The sequence below is a fragment of the Flavobacterium luminosum genome, assembly GCF_023635005.1.
GTDB lineage: Bacteria > Bacteroidota > Bacteroidia > Flavobacteriales > Flavobacteriaceae > Flavobacterium > Flavobacterium luminosum.
Genome location: NZ_JAMLJM010000001.1, coordinates 540034 through 562070, shown reverse-complemented (window position 1 = coordinate 562070; position 22037 = coordinate 540034). Strand labels below are relative to the sequence as shown.

17 protein-coding genes are annotated in these 22037 nt (G+C 34.6%); 10 read left to right on the top strand and 7 right to left on the bottom strand.

Annotated elements, in window-relative coordinates:
• Nucleotides 1-8: 8 nt before the first annotated feature.
• On the top strand, nt 9-323 hold the full coding sequence (locus tag NAT50_RS02590; protein ID WP_250591177.1) for a DUF805 domain-containing protein: 315 nt from the start codon (nt 9-11) through the stop codon (nt 321-323).
• 9 nt (nt 324-332) lie between these two features.
• On the opposite strand, the gene rnc is transcribed toward NAT50_RS02590, so the two are convergent.
• The 3 genes from rnc to NAT50_RS02575 form a co-directional block, all read right to left on the bottom strand.
• Complete coding sequence (rnc, locus tag NAT50_RS02585; RefSeq protein WP_250591175.1) at nt 333-1073, bottom strand: ribonuclease III; 741 nt, start codon at nt 1071-1073, stop codon at nt 333-335.
• 9 nt (nt 1074-1082) lie between these two features.
• On the bottom strand, nt 1083-2333 hold the full coding sequence (gene fabF, locus NAT50_RS02580) for a beta-ketoacyl-ACP synthase II (RefSeq protein WP_250591173.1): 1251 nt from the start codon (nt 2331-2333) through the stop codon (nt 1083-1085).
• Between the two features lie 195 nt (nt 2334-2528).
• On the bottom strand, nt 2529-2765 hold the full coding sequence (locus tag NAT50_RS02575) for an acyl carrier protein (protein WP_007137004.1): 237 nt from the start codon (nt 2763-2765) through the stop codon (nt 2529-2531).
• Nucleotides 2766-2987: 222 nt separating this feature from the next.
• On the opposite strand from NAT50_RS02575, the gene purN reads away from it, so the two are divergent.
• The 4 genes from purN to NAT50_RS02555 all read left to right on the top strand — a co-directional run bounded on the left by purN (nt 2988) and on the right by NAT50_RS02555 (nt 7134).
• A complete protein-coding gene (purN, locus tag NAT50_RS02570; RefSeq protein ID WP_250591171.1) occupies nt 2988-3554 on the top strand; it encodes a phosphoribosylglycinamide formyltransferase in 567 nt (188 codons plus the stop codon).
• Nucleotides 3555-3558: 4 nt separating this feature from the next.
• Nucleotides 3559-4032 (top strand): ribonuclease HI, encoded by a 474-nt coding sequence (rnhA, locus tag NAT50_RS02565; RefSeq protein WP_250591169.1) that lies wholly within the window; start codon nt 3559-3561, stop codon nt 4030-4032.
• Nucleotides 4033-4236: 204 nt separating this feature from the next.
• Nucleotides 4237-5163, top strand: a complete 927-nt coding sequence (locus tag NAT50_RS02560) for a PfkB family carbohydrate kinase (protein ID WP_250591167.1) — start codon at nt 4237-4239, stop codon at nt 5161-5163.
• 72 nt (nt 5164-5235) lie between these two features.
• Complete coding sequence (locus NAT50_RS02555; protein WP_250591165.1) at nt 5236-7134, top strand: amidophosphoribosyltransferase; 1899 nt, start codon at nt 5236-5238, stop codon at nt 7132-7134.
• 651 nt (nt 7135-7785) lie between these two features.
• Here the strand turns inward: NAT50_RS02555 and NAT50_RS02550 are convergent.
• Nucleotides 7786-8391: a superoxide dismutase gene (locus NAT50_RS02550; RefSeq protein WP_250591163.1), complete on the bottom strand. Its 606-nt coding sequence runs from the start codon at nt 8389-8391 to the stop codon at nt 7786-7788.
• A gap of 247 nt (nt 8392-8638) precedes the next feature.
• On the opposite strand from NAT50_RS02550, the gene NAT50_RS02545 reads away from it, so the two are divergent.
• From NAT50_RS02545 to NAT50_RS02525, 5 genes are all read left to right on the top strand, one after another.
• Nucleotides 8639-9949, top strand: coding sequence for a hypothetical protein (locus tag NAT50_RS02545; RefSeq protein ID WP_250591161.1), 1311 nt, complete (start codon nt 8639-8641; stop codon nt 9947-9949).
• Between the two features lie 13 nt (nt 9950-9962).
• Nucleotides 9963-13109 carry a UvrD-helicase domain-containing protein gene (locus NAT50_RS02540; RefSeq protein WP_250591159.1) on the top strand — a complete coding sequence of 1049 codons (3147 nt, stop codon included), beginning with the start codon at nt 9963-9965 and terminating at the stop codon, nt 13107-13109.
• A 37-nt stretch (nt 13110-13146) separates the two neighbouring features.
• Nucleotides 13147-14340 carry a glycine C-acetyltransferase gene (kbl, locus tag NAT50_RS02535; protein ID WP_250591157.1) on the top strand — a complete coding sequence of 398 codons (1194 nt, stop codon included), beginning with the start codon at nt 13147-13149 and terminating at the stop codon, nt 14338-14340.
• 109 nt (nt 14341-14449) lie between these two features.
• On the top strand, nt 14450-15871 hold the full coding sequence (locus tag NAT50_RS02530; RefSeq protein WP_250591155.1) for an OmpA family protein: 1422 nt from the start codon (nt 14450-14452) through the stop codon (nt 15869-15871).
• A 62-nt stretch (nt 15872-15933) separates the two neighbouring features.
• Nucleotides 15934-18705, top strand: coding sequence for a PD-(D/E)XK nuclease family protein (locus NAT50_RS02525; RefSeq protein ID WP_250591153.1), 2772 nt, complete (start codon nt 15934-15936; stop codon nt 18703-18705).
• Here NAT50_RS02525 and NAT50_RS02520 read toward each other — a convergent pair whose 3' ends face one another.
• From NAT50_RS02520 to NAT50_RS02510, 3 genes are all read right to left on the bottom strand, one after another.
• The gene (locus NAT50_RS02520; RefSeq protein WP_250591151.1) at nt 18706-19488 is read right to left on the bottom strand and encodes an alpha/beta fold hydrolase; all 783 of its coding nucleotides are present in this window, start codon (nt 19486-19488) and stop codon (nt 18706-18708) included.
• A 3-nt stretch (nt 19489-19491) separates the two neighbouring features.
• A complete protein-coding gene (locus NAT50_RS02515; RefSeq protein ID WP_250591149.1) occupies nt 19492-20550 on the bottom strand; it encodes a DUF2891 domain-containing protein in 1059 nt (352 codons plus the stop codon).
• An 82-nt stretch (nt 20551-20632) separates the two neighbouring features.
• Nucleotides 20633-21925: an aminopeptidase P family protein gene (locus NAT50_RS02510; protein WP_250591147.1), complete on the bottom strand. Its 1293-nt coding sequence runs from the start codon at nt 21923-21925 to the stop codon at nt 20633-20635.
• Between the last annotated feature and the right edge of the window lie 112 nt (nt 21926-22037).

The following is a 22037-nucleotide window of genomic DNA, read 5'->3' as shown; positions in this document are numbered from 1 at the left end:
ATATAAATATGAAATTTTTTAAAATTTTTTTATTAGCATTTAAAAGAGTGTTTGATTTTAAAGGAGAGTCTAGTATCTTAGAATTTTGGTCATTCTTTTTGTTAAATATTTTATTCGGTTCAGTCTTATTAATATTTTTTAAAATAGTATTTGATACCGAGTTGCCTGCTAAAATTTACAGATATGTTTCGTTACTACCGTTATATGCATGTGGATTCAGGAGATTGAGAAATGCTGGTATTTCACCTTGGTTATTTTTGATCCCTTTAGTAAATTTATTCTTGGCAGGATTGCCAGAGAAAAATAAAGAAGGAGCGTTGTAAGCTCCTTCTTTATTTCATGTCAATTTGAGATTGAAAAACGAAATATCCTCTTTTAGAGGCAATTTCTTCGGCTTTCTTTTTAGAAGTAGCACGTGCTTTGGCGACTACTTTGCCATCAATGTGAAGTTTTACGCCAAAGTGTTTTAGGTTTCCGGTTCCATTATCGTCATAGACTTCGTAATGAAAAGATTTTTTTTCTTTCTGACACCATTCAATCAATAAACTCTTGTAGCTGATTACCTTTCCTTCTAATCGGTCAATGTCTACATAGGGTTTGATGATTTTTTTGTGGATGAATTTTTCGCAGTACGAAAAGCCTTTGTCCAAATAGATAGCTCCAATAAAAGCCTCGAAGATATTCCCGTGAACGTTTTCACCAAAATGTTTCGGAGACACTTTGCTTTCTACAAATTGAATTAAGTTAAAATCTTTCCCTAATTCATTCAGGTGCTCGCGACTTACAATTTTGGAACGCATTTTGGTCAAATAACCTTCATCTCCTCTAGGAACCTTATTAAAGAGGTGTGCAGCTATCACTGATCCAAGCATGGCATCTCCCAAAAACTCTAAACGTTCGTAATTAACGGTGTTTCCCTCTTCATCCACCTTATTCATCGAGCGATGGGTGAATGCTTTTTTGTAATGTTCTAAATTATTGGGCTTGAAGCCTAGAATTTTCTCGAGTTTATCAAAAAAAATCCCGTCTTCTGGAGAACGGGAATTTTTGAATATTTTTTTAATAATCCTCATACAAAGTGATTAGTCAATTTTTTTGAATAACACACAAGCATTGTGACCACCAAATCCAAAAGTATTGCTCATAGCAACTCTAACTTCTCTTTTTTGAGCTTTGTTTAGTGTTAAATTCAATGAAGGATCGATATTTTCATCCACCACAGTATGGTTGATCGTTGGAGGTACTATACCATGTGTGATTGATAATACAGAAGCGATGGCTTCTATAGCACCTGCAGCACCTAGTAAATGACCTGTCATTGATTTGGTAGAGTTAATGTTGATGGTTTTTGCATGCTCACCAAAAACAGCGCTAATAGCTTTTAATTCAGCCACATCGCCAAGAGGTGTTGAAGTACCGTGGGTGTTGATGTGGTCTACATCTTCCGGCTTCATTCCTGCGTCATCCAAACAGTTTTGCATTACTGCAATTACACCAATTCCTTCTGGATGTGGTGCTGTTAGGTGATAAGCATCTGATGACATACCGCCACCTCCAATTTCACAATATATTTTAGCACCACGTGCTTTTGCATGTTCGTATTCTTCTAAAACTAGAGCACCTGCTCCTTCGCCTAATACAAATCCATCACGGGTTGCATCAAAAGGTCTTGAGGCAGTTTCAGGGCTTTCGTTTCTTGTAGATAAAGCCTGCATAGAGTTAAAACCTCCCATTCCTGCTATAGTAACGGCTGCTTCAGAACCACCGGAAATAATTACGTCACACTTACCTAAACGAATATAATTGAAAGCGTCAATTAATGCGTTAGCCGAAGAAGCACAAGCCGAAACAGTAGTGTAGTTAGGCCCCATGAATCCGTTGCGCATTGAAATATGAGCAGGAGCAATATCCGCAATCATTTTAGGAATAAAGAAAGGATTAAAACGTGGAGTTCCATCACCTTTTGCGTAGTTGATAACTTCTTCTTGGAAAGTTTCTAAACCTCCAATACCCGCTCCCCAAATCACACCAACTCTTTTTTTGTCTACGTTAGTGTCGGTAATACCAGCATCTCGAATAGCTTCTTCACCGGCAACGATGGCATATTGTGCAAATTTGTCCATTCGTCTTGCTTCTTTCTTGTCAATAAAATCTTCAACGTTGAAGTTTTTTACTTCGCAAGCAAACTTTGTTTTGTGTTTTTCGGTATCATAATAGGTAATTGGGGCTGCGCCACTTTTACCATTAATTAATGCATTCCAGTATTCTTGAAGGTTGTTTCCTATAGGTGTCAATGCACCTAATCCTGTTACTACTACTCGCTTTAACTGCATATATAGTTGGTTTTGTTTAATATAAAAAAACCCATAGTACTTTTAATATCAACTAAAAGAAACAATGGGGTATTACATAGTATTTTTCGATTGTAATACAATCAATGTTTTTACAAATCTATGAAAAGATTCTTAAAGACAGTAAAAAATAATAACATCTGTAAGGTGTTTCACTTACAGATGCTTTTAGTATAATTATTTTTTAGCTTCTTCGATGTAAGAAATAGCTTGACCTACAGTAGCAATGTTTTCAGCTTGATCGTCTGGAATTTGAATATCGAACTCTTTTTCGAACTCCATAATTAGCTCAACAGTGTCTAATGAATCAGCTCCTAAATCGTTAGTGAAGCTTGCTTCTGTAACAACTTCATTTTCGTCAACACCTAATTTGTCTACGATAATCGCTTTTACTCTTGATGCAATGTCTGACATAATCTTAAATTTTAAATTTTAATTAGTTGGCAAAAATAAAAAACTTTATTTTAATACAACATGAATTCGTTAATAAATCTAATCGCGAAGGTAAAAATTAATTTTAAAAGAGAGTTCTTTTTGTTTAATTCTCAATTTTTATTCTTTTTTTTGCGTAATAAAATTACACTGGCAGAAGTAGATCTATTAAGGTTTTCTAAGCTAATGATAACAACACAACTAATGAAAAAAATTGTAATTTTTGCTTCCGGTTCCGGATCAAATGCCGAAAAAATTATAGCACATTTTAAACATAGTGACCAAGCTAAAGTAGTTAAAGTATTTTCAAACAATCCAAAAGCTAAAGTTCTAGAACGTGCGGCGAATCACGAATTACCTGCAGAGGTTTTTACAAGAGAAGATTTAAACAACGGTACGGTTTTGCAAAAAATTAATACAATACAACCGGATTTAATTGTTCTGGCTGGATTTCTTCTAAAGTTTCCTGAAGATATTATTGCAATGTATCCTCAGAAGATTATTAATATTCATCCTGCCTTGTTACCTAAATATGGAGGTAAGGGAATGTATGGGGAGAATGTACATAAAGCTGTTTTAGAAAATAAAGAAAGAGAAACAGGTATAACTATTCATTACGTTAACGAACAGTATGACGAAGGCGGTATCATCTTTCAAAAGGCGGTTTCTGTAGAAGAGTGTACTACTCCGGAAGAGATTGCGGAAAAAGTACATCAGTTAGAGCATGAACATTTTCCGAAGGTAATCGAACAGTTAATTTCTAAATCATAGTTTTTTGTCTCATCAAGTACACATATATACAGACGGTGCATCAAAAGGAAATCCCGGACCAGGAGGTTACGGTGTGGTTATGGAATTGGTCGGCACAAACTATAAGAAAGAATTTTACGAAGGTTTTCGATTAACAACCAATAACCGTATGGAATTGCTTGCGGTAATCGTGGGTTTGGAAAAGCTTAAAAATCCAAATATGAAAGTTCTGGTGATTTCCGATTCGAAGTATGTAGTAGATTCTGTGGAAAAAAAATGGGTTTTGGGTTGGGAAAAAATAGGTTTCAAAGGAAAGAAAAACCCAGATCTATGGGTTCGCTTTTTGAAAATTTACCGACAACATCAAGTCGATTTTAAGTGGATCAAAGGACACAACAATCATCCTCAAAACGAACGTTGCGACCAGTTGGCAGTAATGGCTTCCCAACAAAAAAAGCTATCGATAGATCAGTTTTATGAAAGTGAAGAAGCAAGATAGTTATAGTTTTATTTGTAATCCAACGTATTCTCTATAATAGTTTTAAGTACTCCTTATCCTATTATAATCTTTGTTTTATTCAATATTCAGTTTTGATTAAAAATAATTTGAGATAGAAAAGATTTTTATTTGCTAAAATCGAAGGCTATTTTAAACTTTCAAACTAAAAGATTATCTTTGCCCCTTATTTCAAATTCAAGATTAATGAACAAATTATTAATTGTAGGAACAGTTGCTTTTGATGCGATTGAAACTCCGTTTGGTAAAACAGATAAAATTCTAGGTGGTGCAGGTACATTTATCGGTCTTTCAGCATCTCATTTTAATTTACAGTCGGCTATTGTTTCTGTAGTCGGTGAGGATTTTCCACAAGAATATATAGACTTGTTAAAGTCAAAAAATATCGATGTAACAGGTCTAGAAGTGGTTAAAGGAGGAAAAACATTCTTCTGGAGCGGAAAATACCATAACGATTTGAATTCTCGCGATACTTTGGTAACAGAACTTAATGTATTAGCAGATTTCAAACCGGTAGTACCTGAGAATTTCAAAAAAACCGATGTAGTGATGTTAGGAAACCTGCATCCTTTGGTACAAAGCAGTGTTTTAGATCAGTTAACCGAAAAACCTAAATTGGTAGTTTTAGATACGATGAACTTCTGGATGGATTGTGCCTTGCCAGAATTGAAAGAAGTAATGAAACGTGTAGATGTAATTACCATTAACGATGAGGAAGCGCGTCAATTATCTGGAGAATATGCTTTGGTGAAAGCGGCAGCTAAAATCCAAGAAATGGGACCTAAATATGTCGTAATTAAAAAAGGAGAGCATGGAGCTTTATTATTCCATGATGCTCATGTATTTTTTGCACCGGCGTTACCACTAGAAGAAGTATTCGATCCAACAGGAGCTGGTGATACTTTCGCAGGAGGTTTCTCAGGATTCATTACTCAAAGTGAAAATATTTCATTTGAAAATATGAAACGTGCCATCGTTCATGGTTCTAATTTAGCTTCTTTCTGTGTAGAGAAATTCGGAACAGAAAGAATGGTGAATTTAACCAAAGAAGAGGTTCAAAACAGATTACAGCAATTCAAAGCTTTAACACAATTTGATATTGAGTTAACATAAATCACTGACGCCTCGAAATTTCGGGGCGTTTTTTATTAAAACAACAACACACATTACAACAACACAACAACAATGAGCGACGCAATTAAACACGAGTGTGGTATTGCACTTTTAAGGTTAAAAAAACCTTTAGATTATTATAAACAAAAGTACGGTACGGCTTTTTATGGCGTAGAAAAAATGTATCTGTTGCTGGAAAAGCAACACAACAGAGGTCAAGATGGTGCTGGATTGGCTAGTATCAAATTAGACGTAAAACCTGGTCAACGGTATATAAGTAGAATCCGTTCCAATCATGCACAACCTATTCAGGATATTTTCAGCCAGATTAACACTAGAATCAATGAAGAGTTAGTTCAACATCCTGAATATCGTGAGGATGTAGCTTTACAAAAAGAGCATATCCCTTATGTGGGAGAAGTTTTTTTGGGTCATGTGCGCTATGGTACTTTTGGTAAAAATAGTATTGAAAACGTACACCCTTTCTTACGTCAAAATAATTGGATGCACCGCAACTTAATTGTAGCAGGAAATTTTAATATGACCAATGTTAAAGAGTTGTTCGATGATTTAGTTCGTCTAGGACAACATCCGAAACAAATGGCAGATACTGTTACAGTAATGGAAAAAATTGGTCATTTCTTAGATGATGAAGTAACCGATTTATACCAACAATGCAAAAACGAAGGGTTTTCTAAACAAGAGGCCTCAGCAGTGATAGCTGAACGATTAGATGTGGCTCGTATTTTAAAAAGAGCTTCTAAAAATTGGGACGGAGGTTACGCAATGGCCGGATTAATTGGTCATGGTGATGCTTTCGTGACACGAGATCCGGCAGGAATCCGACCAGCTTATTACTATCAGGATGATGAAATTGTAGTAGTGGCATCAGAACGACCAGTGATTCAAACGGTATTCAACGTGCCTTTTGATCAGATTAAGGAAATAACTCCGGGTCATGCGTTAATCATTAAAAAAAATGGAACGGTTTTAGACGAAAAAGTACGCGAAGCTTCCATAAAAAAAGCTTGTTCTTTTGAGCGTATTTATTTTTCTCGCGGTAGTGATGCCGAAATTTATCAAGAGCGAAAAGAATTGGGTAAACTAATCATGCCTGAAGTGCTAAAAGCAGTAGATAATGATACAGACAATACCGTTTTTTCGTATATCCCAAATACTGCGGAAACTTCCTTTTTTGGTATGATTGAAGCGGCTAATGATTTTTTGAATCAAAGAAAAATAGCTGAAATTTTACAGAATAAAGAGAACTTATCAGCCGAGAAATTACAGGAGATTTTGTCTGTGAAGTTACGTTCCGAAAAAATTGCTATTAAAGATGTAAAACTACGTACGTTTATTACCGAAGATAGTTCACGTGACGATATGGTGGCACATGTTTATGATGTAACCTATGGTGTGATTAAACCTACTGATAACTTGGTGATCATCGATGATAGTATTGTTCGTGGAACTACTTTAAAGAAAAGTATCATTAAAATGATGGATCGTTTGAATCCTAAAAAAATCATTATAGTCTCGTCGGCACCACAAATTCGTTACCCTGATTGTTACGGAATCGACATGGCAAAACTCGAGACCTTAGTTGCCTTTCAAGCGATGTTAGAATTGTTAAAAGATACTAATAAGTATCATTTGGTCGATGAAGTTTATGCGAAATGTAAAGCACAAGAACATTATAGCGATTCTGAAATAGTGAATTACGTAAATGAGTTGTATGCACAATTTACAGACGAACAGATTTCGGATAAAATTGCAGAAATGTTAACGGAGCCTTCGGTGAAAGCTGAAGTGAAAATCATTTTCCAAAGTGTTGAGAATTTACATAAAGCTTGTCCTAAAAACCTAGGAGACTGGTATTTTACAGGTAATTACCCTACCGCGGGAGGTAATCGGGTAGTGAATCGAGCTTTTATGAATTTCTACGAAGGAAAGGATGCTCGAGCGTATTAAAATGCCGTTAATCGACTTTATTGACTATTCACCGATTAAGTTTGAAGACATTATTATATAATTTTACCTTTATCCCACCATTACATAAGTAGGTTAAGTTTATGGTAGATTTGGGGCAAAAAAGGTAGAACTAACACTTCTGCCTTTTTTATTTATACGAAATTCTTATTCGGTAGATTATCTCATTAAAATTAATGATGCGATACCTTTTTAACGATTTTTTACACAATTCATCGATAAATTTTGAATTTCAATTACAAGTCACATACTTTTACTGTACCATTACATAAGTAGGTTAAGTTTATGGTAGATTTGGGGCAAAAAAGGCGGAACTAACACTTCTGCCTTTTTTATTTTTCAAAAGAATCAATTGATAAATAGATAAATTATAATTTATTGATGATTAAATAATTGTATCAAAATTAACTTGTCGATTTTATTGGTTTTTTAACGATTTTCTTTGGGAATAAAATAATTTCAAAATACATTTGACTCACCATTACACAAGTAGGTTAAGTTTATGGTAGATTTGGGGCAAAAAAGGTGGAAGTGAATCTCCACCTTTTTTATTAGGTTAACTATTAATTCACAACAAAAAAAGAGGCAATCTTAAAATAGATTGCCTCTTTTTTTATGAGAAATAAAAATCAATTATTTCGCTTCAGCGTAACGTCTAGCTACTTCATCCCAGTTAATTACATTAAAGAAAGCCTCAACATAATCAGGTCTTCTGTTTTGGTAATGCAAATAATAAGCATGTTCCCAAACATCCATTCCTAAGATAGGTGTTCCTCCACAGCCTACACCTGGCATTAGTGTATTATCCTGATTAGGAGTTCCGCAAACTTCTAATTTTCCGTCTTTAACACACAACCAAGCCCATCCAGAACCAAATTGAGAAATTCCTGCTTTTGAAAAAACATTTTTAAATTCTTCAAAACTTCCAAAAGCAGAACGAATTGCTTCAACTAATTCACCTGTAGGTTCACCGCCACCATTAGGAGACATAACAGTCCAAAATAAATTGTGGTTATAAAAACCTCCACCATTATTTCTGATTGCTGCTTTGCTCATATCTAGGTTTTTAAGGATTTCTTCAATAGATTTTCCTTCTAAATCAGTACCTGCAATGGCAGCATTTAAGTTGGTAGTATATGCATTGTGATGTTTTGTATGGTGAATTTCCATAGTTCTGGCATCAATATGTGGTTCTAGTGCATCGTATGCATAAGGTAATTGTGGTAACTCAAAAGCCATAATATTGTTTGTTTAAGATTAATAAATAATTTAATTTCAAAATTAATCATTTAACTTTGGAAATGGAAATAGTTATTTCTTATTTCACTATAAGTTAACAGTTTTGTAGTTTCATCAAATAGACTAAACCATAATGCTTTCAATAAAACAAATAAGTTTCTTAATTTTTCTTCTTATTTCTGTCTTGGGGAATTCCCAAGTTTTTTTCAAATACAAAATAAGTAAGCCGTATTGTTTGTTAAATTTCATGCAAACCGCAGCCGGATCGCATGGTACCTCGAGTACATTTAAAGATTTTATTGAAAAGCATCCTGCTAATGATTTAAAGTTTAAAGAAGCAATCGAAGAGTACAAGAAAATCAATATATATTACACGGTTTCTAGAGATGATTACCCTACTTCCAGAAATCATGGGGTTTCAACGTATGATTTGGTCGTTGCGAGCGCAGTGAATTCTAAAAACTTAACCGACTTTAAATTAAATTGTTTGGGGTTCCTTCCGTTGGAAACGAGTCAGAATTTAATCCAACTGCTTCGGAATATTGAATCCTATTACGATACAATGGTTTGGAACGAAAATAAACCGAAACTAGAAAAACAGTTGCAAGAACTATCGAAGTTTGAAAATGTGAATATTCAAATTTTTAATAGAATAAAACAGTTTTATGATTCTTCTTGGACAGCCGATGTCCCTTTTCAGGTAGCGTTGTATCCTATTCCGGGCGCCAATGGTTTTATAACCGCTACACCTCATGTGAATAATCTATGTGTGGCTATTTTCTCAGATGAAACTGATTACAATTCGAAAAACGGTGTTGTGCTTCATGAAATGTGTCACGTTCTTTACAAAGAGCAAAAAATAAAAAAACAGTTTGAGATTGAAAATCATTTTAAAGAAAACAATACACTTTATTCCAAATTCGCCTATTCTTATCTCGACGAAGCTCTAGCCACAGCAATTGGCAACGGATGGGCATATAAAACAGTCAATCATAAGTTAGATGATCGCGAGTGGTATGCCGATGCAACCATTAATAAATTCGCAAAATTAATTTACCCGAAAGTTGAAAGTTACATCGAAAAGAACAAGTCGATTGATAAGGAATTTTTGACTCATTCCGTGAAAACTTTTGCTGCAAATTTTCCTAAGGCAATTCAAGATTATACCATTTTATTCAACAAAACGGTGGTGTATGCCAATGATCTTAAAGAAAGAGAAATATTAGAAGCCGTAAGTGAGAATTTTCAAATATATACCTTGAATCTTTCTAGTCCAATTTTTCATCCGTATAGTATAGAATCAATTAATAATTCGCCTGAGACTCAACTTTTCATTATTCACAACAACCAACAGGAAACGTTGGATGTTTTGAAAGAATACTTTCCATTGGTTGGAAGTTATAAGTACAAAAATGCATCCATGAATTTAAGTTTTTTCGATATTAAAGGAAGGGCTATTATTGTGTTGGTTTTAAAAGACATTTCTGAACTTCCATCAGAATTATCGAAAATGAAGCGTCAAGTTTTTTTTGATATCAAACAGCCTTTACAATTTTAAATATTTCAGAGTAGTGCAAAAATCCGCATTTTCCATATATAACGCATCCGCTGGTTCTGGTAAAACTTATACACTTGTAAAAGAATATTTAAAGATTATTCTAACAGCAAAAAAAGACGATGCTTACAAAAACATCTTAGCCATAACTTTTACGAATAAAGCGGTTCATGAGATGAAAAGCCGAATTGTAGATAGTCTTTTTGATTTTACAAAAGAGAATCCTTCTGAGAAGTCGATAGTATTAATGAGGGATATTGCTACTGAAACGGGTTTGGATCAGCATAAAATAATCGAGAAGGCAAAAGCAATTATTAAAAACATTATTCATAATTATGCGGCTTTCGATATTTCTACTATCGACAAGTTCACCCACAAAGTGATTCGTTCTTTTGCTCATGATTTGGATTTACCGATCAATTTTGATGTGTCGTTAGATACCGAAAATTTGTTGCAAGAAGCTGTAGATGCTATTGTTGCTCAAGCTGGTGAAGACGAGGTTTTAACCAAACTTTTAGTTGATTTTACCATGGAAAAAACCGATGATGATAAATCTTGGGATGTTTCCAATGATATTTTTACCACCGGGAAACTTATTTTGAATGAGAATTATCGGGAAGAAGTGTTATCCTTAAAAGACAAGCAGATTCCAGAATTTGTTGCGCTCAAACAAAATCTTACGGAGTTGTGTAACCAAATAGACGATGAAACTTCTGATTTGGCCACACAGACATTGAACCTTTTAGAATCTCAAGGAATTGATTTGAAATCTTTTTCCGCAGGACATTTTCCTAATCATTTAAAAGGAATCCAAGAAAGAAAATTCAATCCTAAAAACAAAACCTATCACGAACCGGATGATATTAAGATCAATAAAACGGCAAAGGATAAACCTCAGATAGAAACTTTAGTCCCGCAATTGTTGTCTGCACTGGATGTGATATATCAAAAATTCGAAAAAAAGCATTTTTATGAAGCTTTTCTAAAAAATATCACCCCTTTGTTTTTGCTCAATACAGTGAGCAATCAATTGACAAAAATTCAGGAAGAGCAGAGTATTTTGTCGATTTCAGAGTTCAATAAACTCATCAATGAACAGATTCAAAACCAACCAGCTCCATTCATCTACGAACGTTTAGGTGAACGGTATAAGCATTTTTTTATAGACGAATTTCAGGATACGTCTCAGATGCAGTGGCAAAATTTGATTCCGTTAATAGACAATGCGTTGTCTAGTGAAGACTTACAGGGAAATAGAGGCTCACTTTTAATTGTAGGCGATCCTAAACAATCCATTTATCGTTGGCGTGGAGGGAAAGCAGAGCAGTTTATCGAGTTATCTAAAAATAGCAATCCGTTTAGTAATAAAGATAAAAAAGTTATTCATCTTGAAATCAATTACCGCAGTTATGATGAGGTGATCAATTTTAATAATGAATTCTTTCGTTTTTTAGCTGAAAAATTCGAAAACGAAGACTACAAAGAATTATATCTAAATAATAGTTTTCAAAAGTCGAATGCGAAACAAGGAGGTTATGTTAATATCACGTTCCTTCCAAAACTGGAAAAGGAATCGACAGAAGAAGAGCTAACCCAAGATGATTTGTACTTGCAAAAAACATTGGAGACAATTCAGTCGATACAAACAAAAGGTTTTGAACTCCACAATATTGTTTTGCTTACCCGAAGTAATAAACATGGTGTTTTATTGGCGAATTATCTAACGGAACATCATTATCCGGTTATTTCTTCGGAAAGTTTGTTGTTGGATTCTTCTTCAGAAGTGCAGTTTTTTTTAAACATGCTACGGTATCTAAATGATAAAAAAGACAAAGAATCACTAGCGCATAGTTTGTATTATTTGGCGCAAAATTTCCCTATAACGTTACCGGTTCATGACTTTATTAATCAGGGAATTCAATTTCAAAAAGAAATCCAGTTACAGGAATGGCTTTACCAGCAGGGAATCGAAATACCGTTGAGTACGATACGAAGAAAATCGTTGTATGAAATTGCGGAGACTTTAATTTTAAAAGCAATTTCGAGTGAGAAGAATAACGCATACGTTCAGTTTTTCTTAGATGTGGTTCTGGAGCGCGATGTAAAATATCAGTTGAGTATTGCCGATTTCTTAGAATATTGGCAAAAGAGCGGAAGTAAACTCAGTGTGCCATCAGCGGAAGGAGCTAATGCCATCCGAATCATGACTATTCATAAATCCAAAGGATTAGAATTCCCAGTAGTTATTTTTCCTTTTGCTGAAGAAGATTTTAGTAGAAATAAAGGAGAAAAACTTTGGATTGAAGGTAATGAAGAGGAATTAGGTATACCTAAAGCATTGGTGGCTAAAAATAAAGAGGTGCAAAAATTTGGTGAGAAAGCGGCTCAAGTTTATCAGCAAAAAGCACAAGAGGATTTATTAGACAATATTAATGTTTTGTATGTGGCTTTAACTAGAGCCGAAGAACAGCTATATATCATTACTAGAGCTAAGGATCGCAATAAAGATGGAATGTTGCCTAATAATTTAGCTTCTTATTTTATAGAATTTGTAGAAGATAGAGTCGACAATGAGCCAAATAAAATGAGTTATGAATTTGGTTCTCCGGAAAAAGTTTCAGTGAAAGAAACAACGACTAAAAATATTGAAAAAATTAAAACGGTAACAGCGGTTATCAAACCCGAAGCTATTAAAATTGCCCAACGCGAAGCCTTAATGTGGGGAACACAACAACAGGAAGCCATTGCGTTTGGAAATGTAATGCATGAGATTTTGTCTTTTATTACAGTGAAAGAAGATGTTGGTCTTTCGGTTCTTAAAGCTTTGGAAAACGGATTGATATCGGAACAACAAAAAGAAACTATTGAAAAAACGTTGAATGAGATTGTTGTACATCCCGAGTTGACCGATTTTTTCGCTAAAGAGAATCAGGTTTTTAATGAACGCAGTATTTTAAAACCAAATGCAAAAACCATGGTTCCGGATCGAGTAGTGATTCAGGGGAAAAATGCCTATTTGTTAGATTATAAAACAGGAACGCATCAGGATAAATACGCCAAACAGCTTGAACAATATGAAAAGGTTTTGGAAGAAATGGGTTATAACGTGCAGAAAAAAACGCTTTTGTATATAGGTAAAAATCTAGAAGTAGTACATTTGTAAACAGAAAGAATAATTGAAACAACGACAATAACAGAATATGTACGGAAAAATTAAACAACATTTACAACAAGAGTTAGAAACGATAAAAGCTAACGGGTTGTACAAAAAAGAAAGAGTTATCACCTCTCCTCAAGGCGCTGAAATTACCGTTAATGGGGAAACCGTTTTAAATTTTTGTGCCAACAACTACCTAGGATTGTCTTCTCATCCAGAAGTTGTTCAGGCCGCCAAGGATACCTTGGACTCTCATGGATTTGGAATGTCTTCGGTGCGATTCATTTGTGGAACACAAGATATTCACAAAGAATTAGAAGCAACTATCGCTAAATTTTACGGCACAGAAGATACTATTTTGTACGCTGCAGCTTTCGATGCCAATGGAGGTGTTTTTGAACCTTTATTAGGAGAAGAGGATTGTATTATTTCGGATAGTTTGAACCATGCTTCCATTATCGATGGGGTTCGTTTGTGTAAAGCCGCCCGTTATCGTTATGAAAATAATAATATGGCCGATTTGGAAGAGCAACTCAAAAAAGCAACTGAAGCGGGGCATCGTTTCAAATTGATTGTTACCGATGGTGTGTTTTCTATGGATGGGTTAGTGGCTCCTTTAGATAAAATATGTGATTTAGCAGACCAATATGATGCTATGGTCATGGTAGACGAATGTCATGCTGCGGGTTTTATTGGGGCAACTGGTAAAGGAACCTTGGAAGCAAAAGGAGTAATGGGACGTGTAGACATTATCACGGGAACACTAGGTAAAGCCCTGGGAGGTGCTATGGGAGGTTATACTACAGGAAAAAAAGAAATTATCGAAATTTTGCGTCAACGATCAAGACCATATTTGTTTTCAAATTCTTTGGCGCCTTCTATAGTGGGAGCTTCTCTTAAAGTCTTCGAATTATTGGAAAAAGACACTTCTTTGCGAGATAAATTAGAATGGAATACAAATTATTTCAAAGCAGGAATGAAAGCCGCCGGTTTCGATATTATTGATGGGGATTCTGCTATAGTTCCGGTAATGTTGTATGACGCAAAGCTTTCACAAACTATGGCCGATGAGCTCTTAAAAAAAGGAATTTATGTGATTGGTTTCTTTTTTCCAGTGGTTCCAAAAGACAAAGCCCGAATTAGAGTGCAATTATCTGCAGCGCATACTCAAGAGCATTTAGACAAGGCTATCAGTGCGTTTACAGAGGTTGGAAGGGAATTAAAAGTAATAAAATAGCACTTTTTTTCAACAAAACAAAGCTTTTTTTTAACAATTCATTTTGTAATTAATTATTTACGACTTACTTTTGTCTAATATAACGTATTGTAATCAAATAAAATTAAGTATGAAACATCTTAGTAAACTTTATGTTTCCATGTTGATGGTTGCTGGTTTGAGCGCTAATGCACAAAGTAGTGATAATCCATGGGCAATATCTTTTGGTGCTAATGCAGTAGATACTAGAACTAGTGCAAGTCCAAGAGATTTTAATTTAAAAGATCATTTTTCTCAACTTTTTAGAGTAAAAGACAACTGGAACATGATTCCTTCTGTTTCTTATTTATCAGTTTCTAAAAATGTTGGTGGAAACTGGTCTGTAGGAATAACAGGATCGGTTAACAAAATCGAGAAATGGGTAGATCACGTACCTGGAGCTTCTCCTAACACTACAACAGTTTACAATCCAGGTAATTTTGCATATTACGGAGCAGATGGTAAAATCGCTTACAGTTTCAAATCTTTAATAGGTTTAAAATGGTTCGATCCATCATTAAACATTGGTGGTGGTTACACTTGGATGGAAGATAAAAGTGCTGGAAATGCTAACATTGGTGCTGGTTTAACTTTTTGGTTAACAGAGAATGTTGGTTTATCTTTAGCTTCTACCTACAAAAAAGCATTTACAGATAGAATAGATTCAGACGGTTCTTTAGATGTGCCTTCTGTATTCCAACACATGGCTGGTTTAACCTTCCAATTTGGAGGTAAAGATACAGACAACGATGGTATCTATGATAAATATGATGCTTGTCCAGAAGTTGCTGGTTTAAAAGAATTCGATGGTTGTCCTGATACAGATGGAGATGGTATCCAAGATAAAGAAGATGCTTGTCCAGAAGTTGCTGGTCCTAAAGAATTAAACGGTTGTCCAGATGCTGATGGTGATGGTATTGCTGATAAAGACGATGCTTGTCCAGAAGTTGCTGGTTTAGCTAAATTACAAGGTTGTCCAGATGCTGACGGTGACGGTGTAGCTGATAACAAAGACAAATGTCCTTCAGTTGCTGGTCCAAAAGAAAATGCTGGATGTCCATGGCCAGATACTGACGGTGACTCAGTTCTTGACAAAGATGACAAATGTCCAGATGTTAAAGGTACTGTTGCTAACAATGGTTGTCCAGAAGTGAGCGAAGAAGTAATGAAAAAATTAAACGATTACGCTAAAACTATCTTGTTTGATTCAGCAAAAGCTTCTTTCCAACAAAAAACATATCCAGTGTTACAAGCTATGGTAGCTATTTTAAAAGAATATCCATCGTCTAACTTCTCTATCGAAGGTCACACTGATTCTGACGGTAAAGATGCTGTAAACATGAAATTATCTGAAGATAGAGCTGCTGCAGTTAAAAATTACTTAATCGAAAACGGTATTGATGCTGCTAGATTAACTTCATCTGGTTTTGGTGAAACTAAACCAATTGCTTCTAACAAAACTAAAGCTGGTAAAGCTTTAAATAGAAGAGTTGAAGTGAAATTAGTAAAATAATTTCTTCAAAATATTTTAAAAAGAACGCTCCGAATTTCGGGGCGTTTTTTTATTTTTATCCTATGACAAATAATTCTTTCCTTGATAAATTGGCGGATCACCTTCTTGATAATTACGCCCAATCACTTTCTGATATTATTGTTGTTCTTCCCAATAAGCGCGCTCGTGTTTTTTTGTTGGAAGTACTAAGAAATAAGGTCGACAATCCTTTTTTTGCGCCTTCAATTATTAGTATCGAAGAATTTATACAAGATTTATCAGGAATAAGAGCTATTGATTCTATTGAACTTTTATTTGAGTTTTATGAAGTTTATGTTTCTATTTCTGAAGAAAAAGAGGTTCAATCTTTTGAAAAATTTGCCAATTGGGCTAAAATATTACTGCAGGATTTTAACGAAATAGATCGATATCTTCTAGACCCTAATTACGTATTTTCATATTTAAAAGATATTGAAGTTTTAAAACGTTGGGAACTGAATCCTGAACACAAAACTGAGTTAATTGATAAACAATTAGAATTCTGGAGCAAACTTCCAATATATTACGAGGCTTTGTATCAACAATTGCTGCAAAAAAAATGTGGTTATCAAGGATTGATTTATCGGGAAGCAGTGAATAAACTTGAAAGTTTATCGTCTAATCTTCAAACTGGAAAGTTAATTTTTGCGGGATTTAATGCTTTGAATCAGGCTGAAGAAAAAATCATACAATATTTGTTGGCTAATAATAAAGCAGAAGTACTTTGGGATATTGACAAGGTGTTTTTGAATGATTATTTGCATGATACAGGACTATTTGTGCGACGATTTAAGGAAAAGTGGAGTTATTATAAGTCACATCCGTTCGAATGGATTGTAGATGAATTTTCAAAGGAAAAAAATATCGAGATTATCGGTACTTCAAAATCTATAGGTCAAGCAAAAATAGCCTCTTCAATCATAAAAGATAGAATCGACGCGCATGCCGATGTGAAATTAGATAATGTAGCTTTGGTTCTAGGTGATGAAAATTTGCTTATCCCTATCTTACATTCGTTACCAGAAAATGTAGGTAGTTTAAACATTACTATGGGATATTCTAGTAAGAACAATCCCGTTCAGGTTTTAATAGCCAAATTGTTTAAAATGCATCATAATGCTCTAAAACGTAACGGCCAGAGCTATGTTTTGTATTATAAAGATGTATTAGATGTGTTGACTAATCCTATAGTTGAGCCTTATGTAAATGCTCTAGATTTGATTACAATCATTAAAAAAAACAACTATACTTTCATTCCATTACAAAAACTTCTTTCGCTTTATAATGATACGAATCCGTTGTTCGATTTGTTGTTTGCGAAATGGGATAAAAAACCTGTAGAGGTATTGGAAACAATTTCTCAATTGTTGCTTTCCATTAAAGAGCAATTAGCTGTTAATGTTGAGGAAGATACTAGTTTAGTCAAAACCTTCTTATATTCTATTTATAAAGTCATCAATAAACTCATTTCGTATTGTTCTAAGAACGATTTTGTTAGTTCTATCGAAATGTTACATACTATTTATAAACAAGTCATTGATCTTGCCGAAGTTTCTTTTGAAGGTGAGCCTTTGTCTGGTTTACAAATTATGGGTGTTTTAGAAAGTCGTGTGCTTGATTTTGATACGGTAATCATTACTTCTATGAACGAAGGCAAATTTCCTGCAGGGAAGAGCGTAAATTCGTTTATTCCTTACGATGTAAAAAAAGAAATTGAATTGCCAACATATAAAGAAAAGGATGCTATTTATACCTATCATTTTTATCATCTGTTGTTGCGTGCCAAAAATATTTATTTGTTGTACAATACAGAAAGCGAAGGGTTAGATGGTGGAGAGAAAAGTAGATTTATCACCCAATTGGAAGTAGAGCGACAGCCGAATCATCATTTGTCTCATAAAATAATCCAACCTCATGTGCCCAATGTAGCGCGTGAAATCTTATCGATTCCAAAATCAGACTCCATAAAAGAACGTTTGAAGGTTATTGCTTCAGGGAAAGGATTTTCGCCTTCTGCCTTAACTACGTATGTACGAAATCCTATTCAGTTTTATTCTCAAAGGGTATTGTCTATTCAGGAAGCCGATGAAGTAGAAGAAAGCATAGCTTTGAATACTCTTGGAACAATAATTCATCAAACTTTAGAAGAATTATACAAACCCTATCTGAATAAATTTTTATCTGTAGCCGATGTCGATACAATGCTTAAAGTTGCGGATGAAGAAGTATTTAGGCAATTTAAGGAAGTGTACAAAGAAGGAGAAGTTAAAAAAGGACGTAATTTGTTGGCTTTCGAAGTAGCGAAACGTAATGTATTTAACTTTTTGAAAGACGAAAAGCGGTTGATTGAAGATGGTGATGCAGTTAAAATTATTGATTTGGAAAAAAAATTATCAAGAGAATTAGTCGATGATCGTTTACCTTATCCTGTAATTATTTCTGGAAATGTTGACCGTGTTGAGATTAGAAACAATAAACTTCGAATCGTAGATTATAAAACAGGCAAAGTAGAAACCGGGAATTTATTAGTATCAACATGGGATGGGTTGACATTGGATATTAAAAATGAAAAAATCATCCAATTATTATGTTACGCATTCATGTACGAACCATTTTTAGACAATAGGGAAATGGAAGCCGGAATAATTTCTTTTAAAAATATGAGAGCCGGTTTTATGTCTTTTGGTTTTAAAGAAGGCAAACAAGTATCCACAAGTATTACTTCAGAAATTTTATCGGAGTTTATAGGAGAATTGGTGCGATTAATCAGTGAAATTTTAGACACATCCATACCGTTTGAGGAAAAACGAAATTGATTACGTTTGATCCATAAAATCCAACAAAACGGTACTCAAATCGTCTCTGTTTTCGATGTGACTCATGTGTCCGTCAGGAAAAGAGACAAACTGTGTTTCTGTTCCTTCAATTTGAGTTATGGTTTCGCTATAATTCAAAACAGGGTCTTTTTTTCCTAAAATTAAAAGTATCGGGAAAGTTGCAATATGCAATAATTTTTCTCGGTTGACTCTTTCTCTCATTCCTTCCAAAGCAGCTATTATTCCTTGTAAAGGAGTTTTTAGCGCTTCTTCTTTAACAGTATCAATTTCATTGCGCAAACGGTCTCTGTTTTCTTCACAAAATAAATTAGCAATGGCCATACTGATGAAAGTAGTATAATTTTGTTTTACTGCTTTAATCGCGCGTAATCGGTTTATCTTTCTTTCTTCACTATCTTCTTTTGCTGTCGAATTTAATAAAACAATTCCTTTCACCCAATCCGGATATAATTCGGCAAAAGCCAAAGAAACATAACCTCCCATAGAGTGCCCCACAAATACTGCGGTCTTAATTTTTAAATGATGTAAAACGGCATGTACAGCATCAGCCATGTCTTCCATGGTATGGATATATCCTAAACATTCCGATGATCCATGTCCCAGTAGGTCGATGGCCACAACACGATGTTTCTTGGCTAAAATAGCAGCATGATAATTCCACATACCACGGTTTTCTAGAAAGCCATGAAGCAGAACTATAGTTTTGCCTTTTCCTGAATCGGAATAGGCTATAGTGGTGTTTTTAAAATAGACTATTTGCAAAGGTTATTTTGTTGAGAGTGCAAAAATAGCAAAAGATGCTAACCAATGCTCTCCTCCGTAACCACTATCAAATAAAACTGGTAATGATTTTTGTATGAATTCTTGTGAAGCAGTCCTAAAAGTTTTCCCGACAGTATGATTTTTGGGAAGATGACGGGCAATATTTTTCATGTTCCAAGATCGACTAAAAGAGAGGCCGTCTAAGTGTACAATCTGATAATCGTTACGATCGCTGACTGTAGGTGCCTGACAAATTCTTTCTAAGCCTTTTTTGGTGTAGAATTTTTTGAACCATTTTTCAAACTCTTTTGGAGACAAAATACGGGTCATTAAATCAGCAGATTGCAAACTTGGAGAAAAGAAATCACTTCCGTCTGGTTCTAAATGTGCTGGAATGGCTTCGTTGTCGTAATAAAAAGATTTACTTTTTTCGATGATTAATTTTAAAAAGTCATCCTCATTTTTTGCTTTTGCCCAATCGTATGCAAAACAAAGTCCAAAGGCAGTGTTAGGATGCACACCGGTTCGATTAGGATACGTTTGTTTGGGTAAAAAATCTTTCCAAATCGTCACAATTTTTTGAGTCAACGGTTGTAAGGATTCGTGCCATTTTTTTCCAAGTTCTGTATCCCAAGTGTATAACTCTTCATCTAGCTTTAATAGCCACGCCCATCCATAAGTTCGCTCAAACCCTTTTGAGGCGGTGTATTTTCCAAAATATTCTGCTTCTAAAATCATTTTGTCTTTCTGAAAAGAATTATTCAGGGTTGCAATGATTTCTTCCTTATTTTCAAGATTCGGAAATTCTTTTAATAATTTAACCAACATCCAATGACCATGCACGCTGCTGTGCCAATCCAAACATCCATAAAACACAGGATGTAACTCATGGGGCAACAAACGAGCATCTTTTTCTCCATCGGAAAGGTGAGAAGTTTTGTTAGGAAATTCTGTATTGATGCAATGCAATGGCATTTGACTTAGCTTAAGTGCAGTTGCAACGGTGAGTTCTTGAGCTTGAATTCCGGTGGAAAGTATTAGGAGAAGGAATATTTTTTTCATAACCAATTTTTAATAAAGTAAAGCTAATAAAAAAACGACCCTTTTCAGAGTCGTTTTCTTTCTTTGTTAAAAAATAAATCTATTAACTATTCATTAAACTTTCAATTTCATCTGCTTCAATCGGAATGTTGCGCATTAGGTTAAAAGGCTCTCCGGTTGATTGAATTACCACGTCATCTTCTAAACGAACACCAAAACCTTCAGCAGGAATATAAATTCCAGGTTCAACAGTAAAAACCATATTGGCTTGCATAGGCTCGTGCAATAAACCGTAATCATGAGTATCTAAGCCCAAGTGGTGAGAAGTACCGTGCATGAAATATTTTTTGTAAGCTGGCCACTCCGGATTTTCGTTTTGTACGTCTGCTTTGTCTAATAAACCAAGACCTAACAATTCAGAAGTCATGATTTTACCTACTTCAATATGATATTGTTTCCAAAGTGTTCCCGGAACCAACATTTTAGTCGCTTCGTTTTTAACTTTTAAAACCGCATCGTAAACTTCGCGTTGTCTTTTGGTGTAACGTCCTGAAACTGGAATAGTACGAGTTAAATCGCTTGAATAATTGGCGTATTCAGCACCAACGTCTAATAACAATAAATCTCCTTCTTTACATTGTTGATTGTTTTCAATATAATGCAACACATTCGCATTGTTTCCTGAAGCAATAATCGGAGTGTAAGCAAAACCTTTCGAACGGTTACGTAAAAATTCGTGCGCCAATTCGGCTTCAATCTCATATTCCATTACTCCAGGTTTTACGAACGATAACAAACGACGAATTCCTTTTTCGGTAATGTTACAAGCTTGTTGTAGTAAGTCGATTTCTTCACTCTCTTTAATCGAACGTAGTCTTTGTAAAATCGGGTTTGATTTTTCTACTTTATGTGCCGGGTAATTTTCTTTCCACCATTTGATAAAACGATCTTCTCGCGTCTCTGTTTCAACAGACGAGCGATAGTGCTCATTGGTGTTAATATACATGGTATCGGCATATATCATCACTTCTTTTAAAGTTTTGTGAAAGTCCTGTAACCAAATTACAGTTCTAACACCTGAAACTTCAAAAGCACGCTCTTTAGTCAATTTTTCACCTTCCCAAATAGCGATGTGCTCGTTTGTTTCTCTTAAAAAAAGAATTTCTTTTAGATGTTCGTAAGGCGCATCAGGGAACAATAACAAGATACTTTCTTCCTGATCAACACCCGATAAATAAAAAATATCACGATGTTGTGCAAAAGGCAAGGTACTATCGGCACTTACAGGATAAATGTCATTCGAATTAAAAACGGCAACGCTATTAGGTTTCATCTGAGAAGCAAACTTACTTCGATTTTTGATGAATAAATCGCGGTCTATTTGATGGTATTTCATGATCTTGAATTTTTTGATTTTCAAAATTAATAAGATAAAAATGAAAAGTTGTTAAATACTTTAGAAATTTTGTAGAAGTGTAACGTTTTGGCTATTTTTCAAAAAATTTTTC

What these genes read in the sequence shown, in the direction of transcription:
- NAT50_RS02590 (WP_250591177.1), top strand. Translation starts at nt 9, where the DNA reads ATGAAATTTTTTAAAATTTTTTTATTAGCATTTAAAAGAGTGTTTGAT.
- rnc (WP_250591175.1), bottom strand. Translation starts at nt 1,073, where the DNA reads ATGAGGATTATTAAAAAAATATTCAAAAATTCCCGTTCTCCAGAAGAC.
- fabF (WP_250591173.1), bottom strand. Translation starts at nt 2,333, where the DNA reads ATGCAGTTAAAGCGAGTAGTAGTAACAGGATTAGGTGCATTGACACCT.
- NAT50_RS02575 (WP_007137004.1), bottom strand. Translation starts at nt 2,765, where the DNA reads ATGTCAGACATTGCATCAAGAGTAAAAGCGATTATCGTAGACAAATTA.
- purN (WP_250591171.1), top strand. Translation starts at nt 2,988, where the DNA reads ATGAAAAAAATTGTAATTTTTGCTTCCGGTTCCGGATCAAATGCCGAA.
- NAT50_RS02560 (WP_250591167.1), top strand. Translation starts at nt 4,237, where the DNA reads ATGAACAAATTATTAATTGTAGGAACAGTTGCTTTTGATGCGATTGAA.
- NAT50_RS02555 (WP_250591165.1), top strand. Translation starts at nt 5,236, where the DNA reads ATGAGCGACGCAATTAAACACGAGTGTGGTATTGCACTTTTAAGGTTA.
- NAT50_RS02550 (WP_250591163.1), bottom strand. Translation starts at nt 8,391, where the DNA reads ATGGCTTTTGAGTTACCACAATTACCTTATGCATACGATGCACTAGAA.
- NAT50_RS02545 (WP_250591161.1), top strand. Translation starts at nt 8,639, where the DNA reads ATGCAAACCGCAGCCGGATCGCATGGTACCTCGAGTACATTTAAAGAT.
- kbl (WP_250591157.1), top strand. Translation starts at nt 13,147, where the DNA reads ATGTACGGAAAAATTAAACAACATTTACAACAAGAGTTAGAAACGATA.
- NAT50_RS02530 (WP_250591155.1), top strand. Translation starts at nt 14,450, where the DNA reads ATGAAACATCTTAGTAAACTTTATGTTTCCATGTTGATGGTTGCTGGT.
- NAT50_RS02525 (WP_250591153.1), top strand. Translation starts at nt 15,934, where the DNA reads ATGACAAATAATTCTTTCCTTGATAAATTGGCGGATCACCTTCTTGAT.
- NAT50_RS02515 (WP_250591149.1), bottom strand. Translation starts at nt 20,550, where the DNA reads ATGAAAAAAATATTCCTTCTCCTAATACTTTCCACCGGAATTCAAGCT.
- NAT50_RS02510 (WP_250591147.1), bottom strand. Translation starts at nt 21,925, where the DNA reads ATGAAATACCATCAAATAGACCGCGATTTATTCATCAAAAATCGAAGT.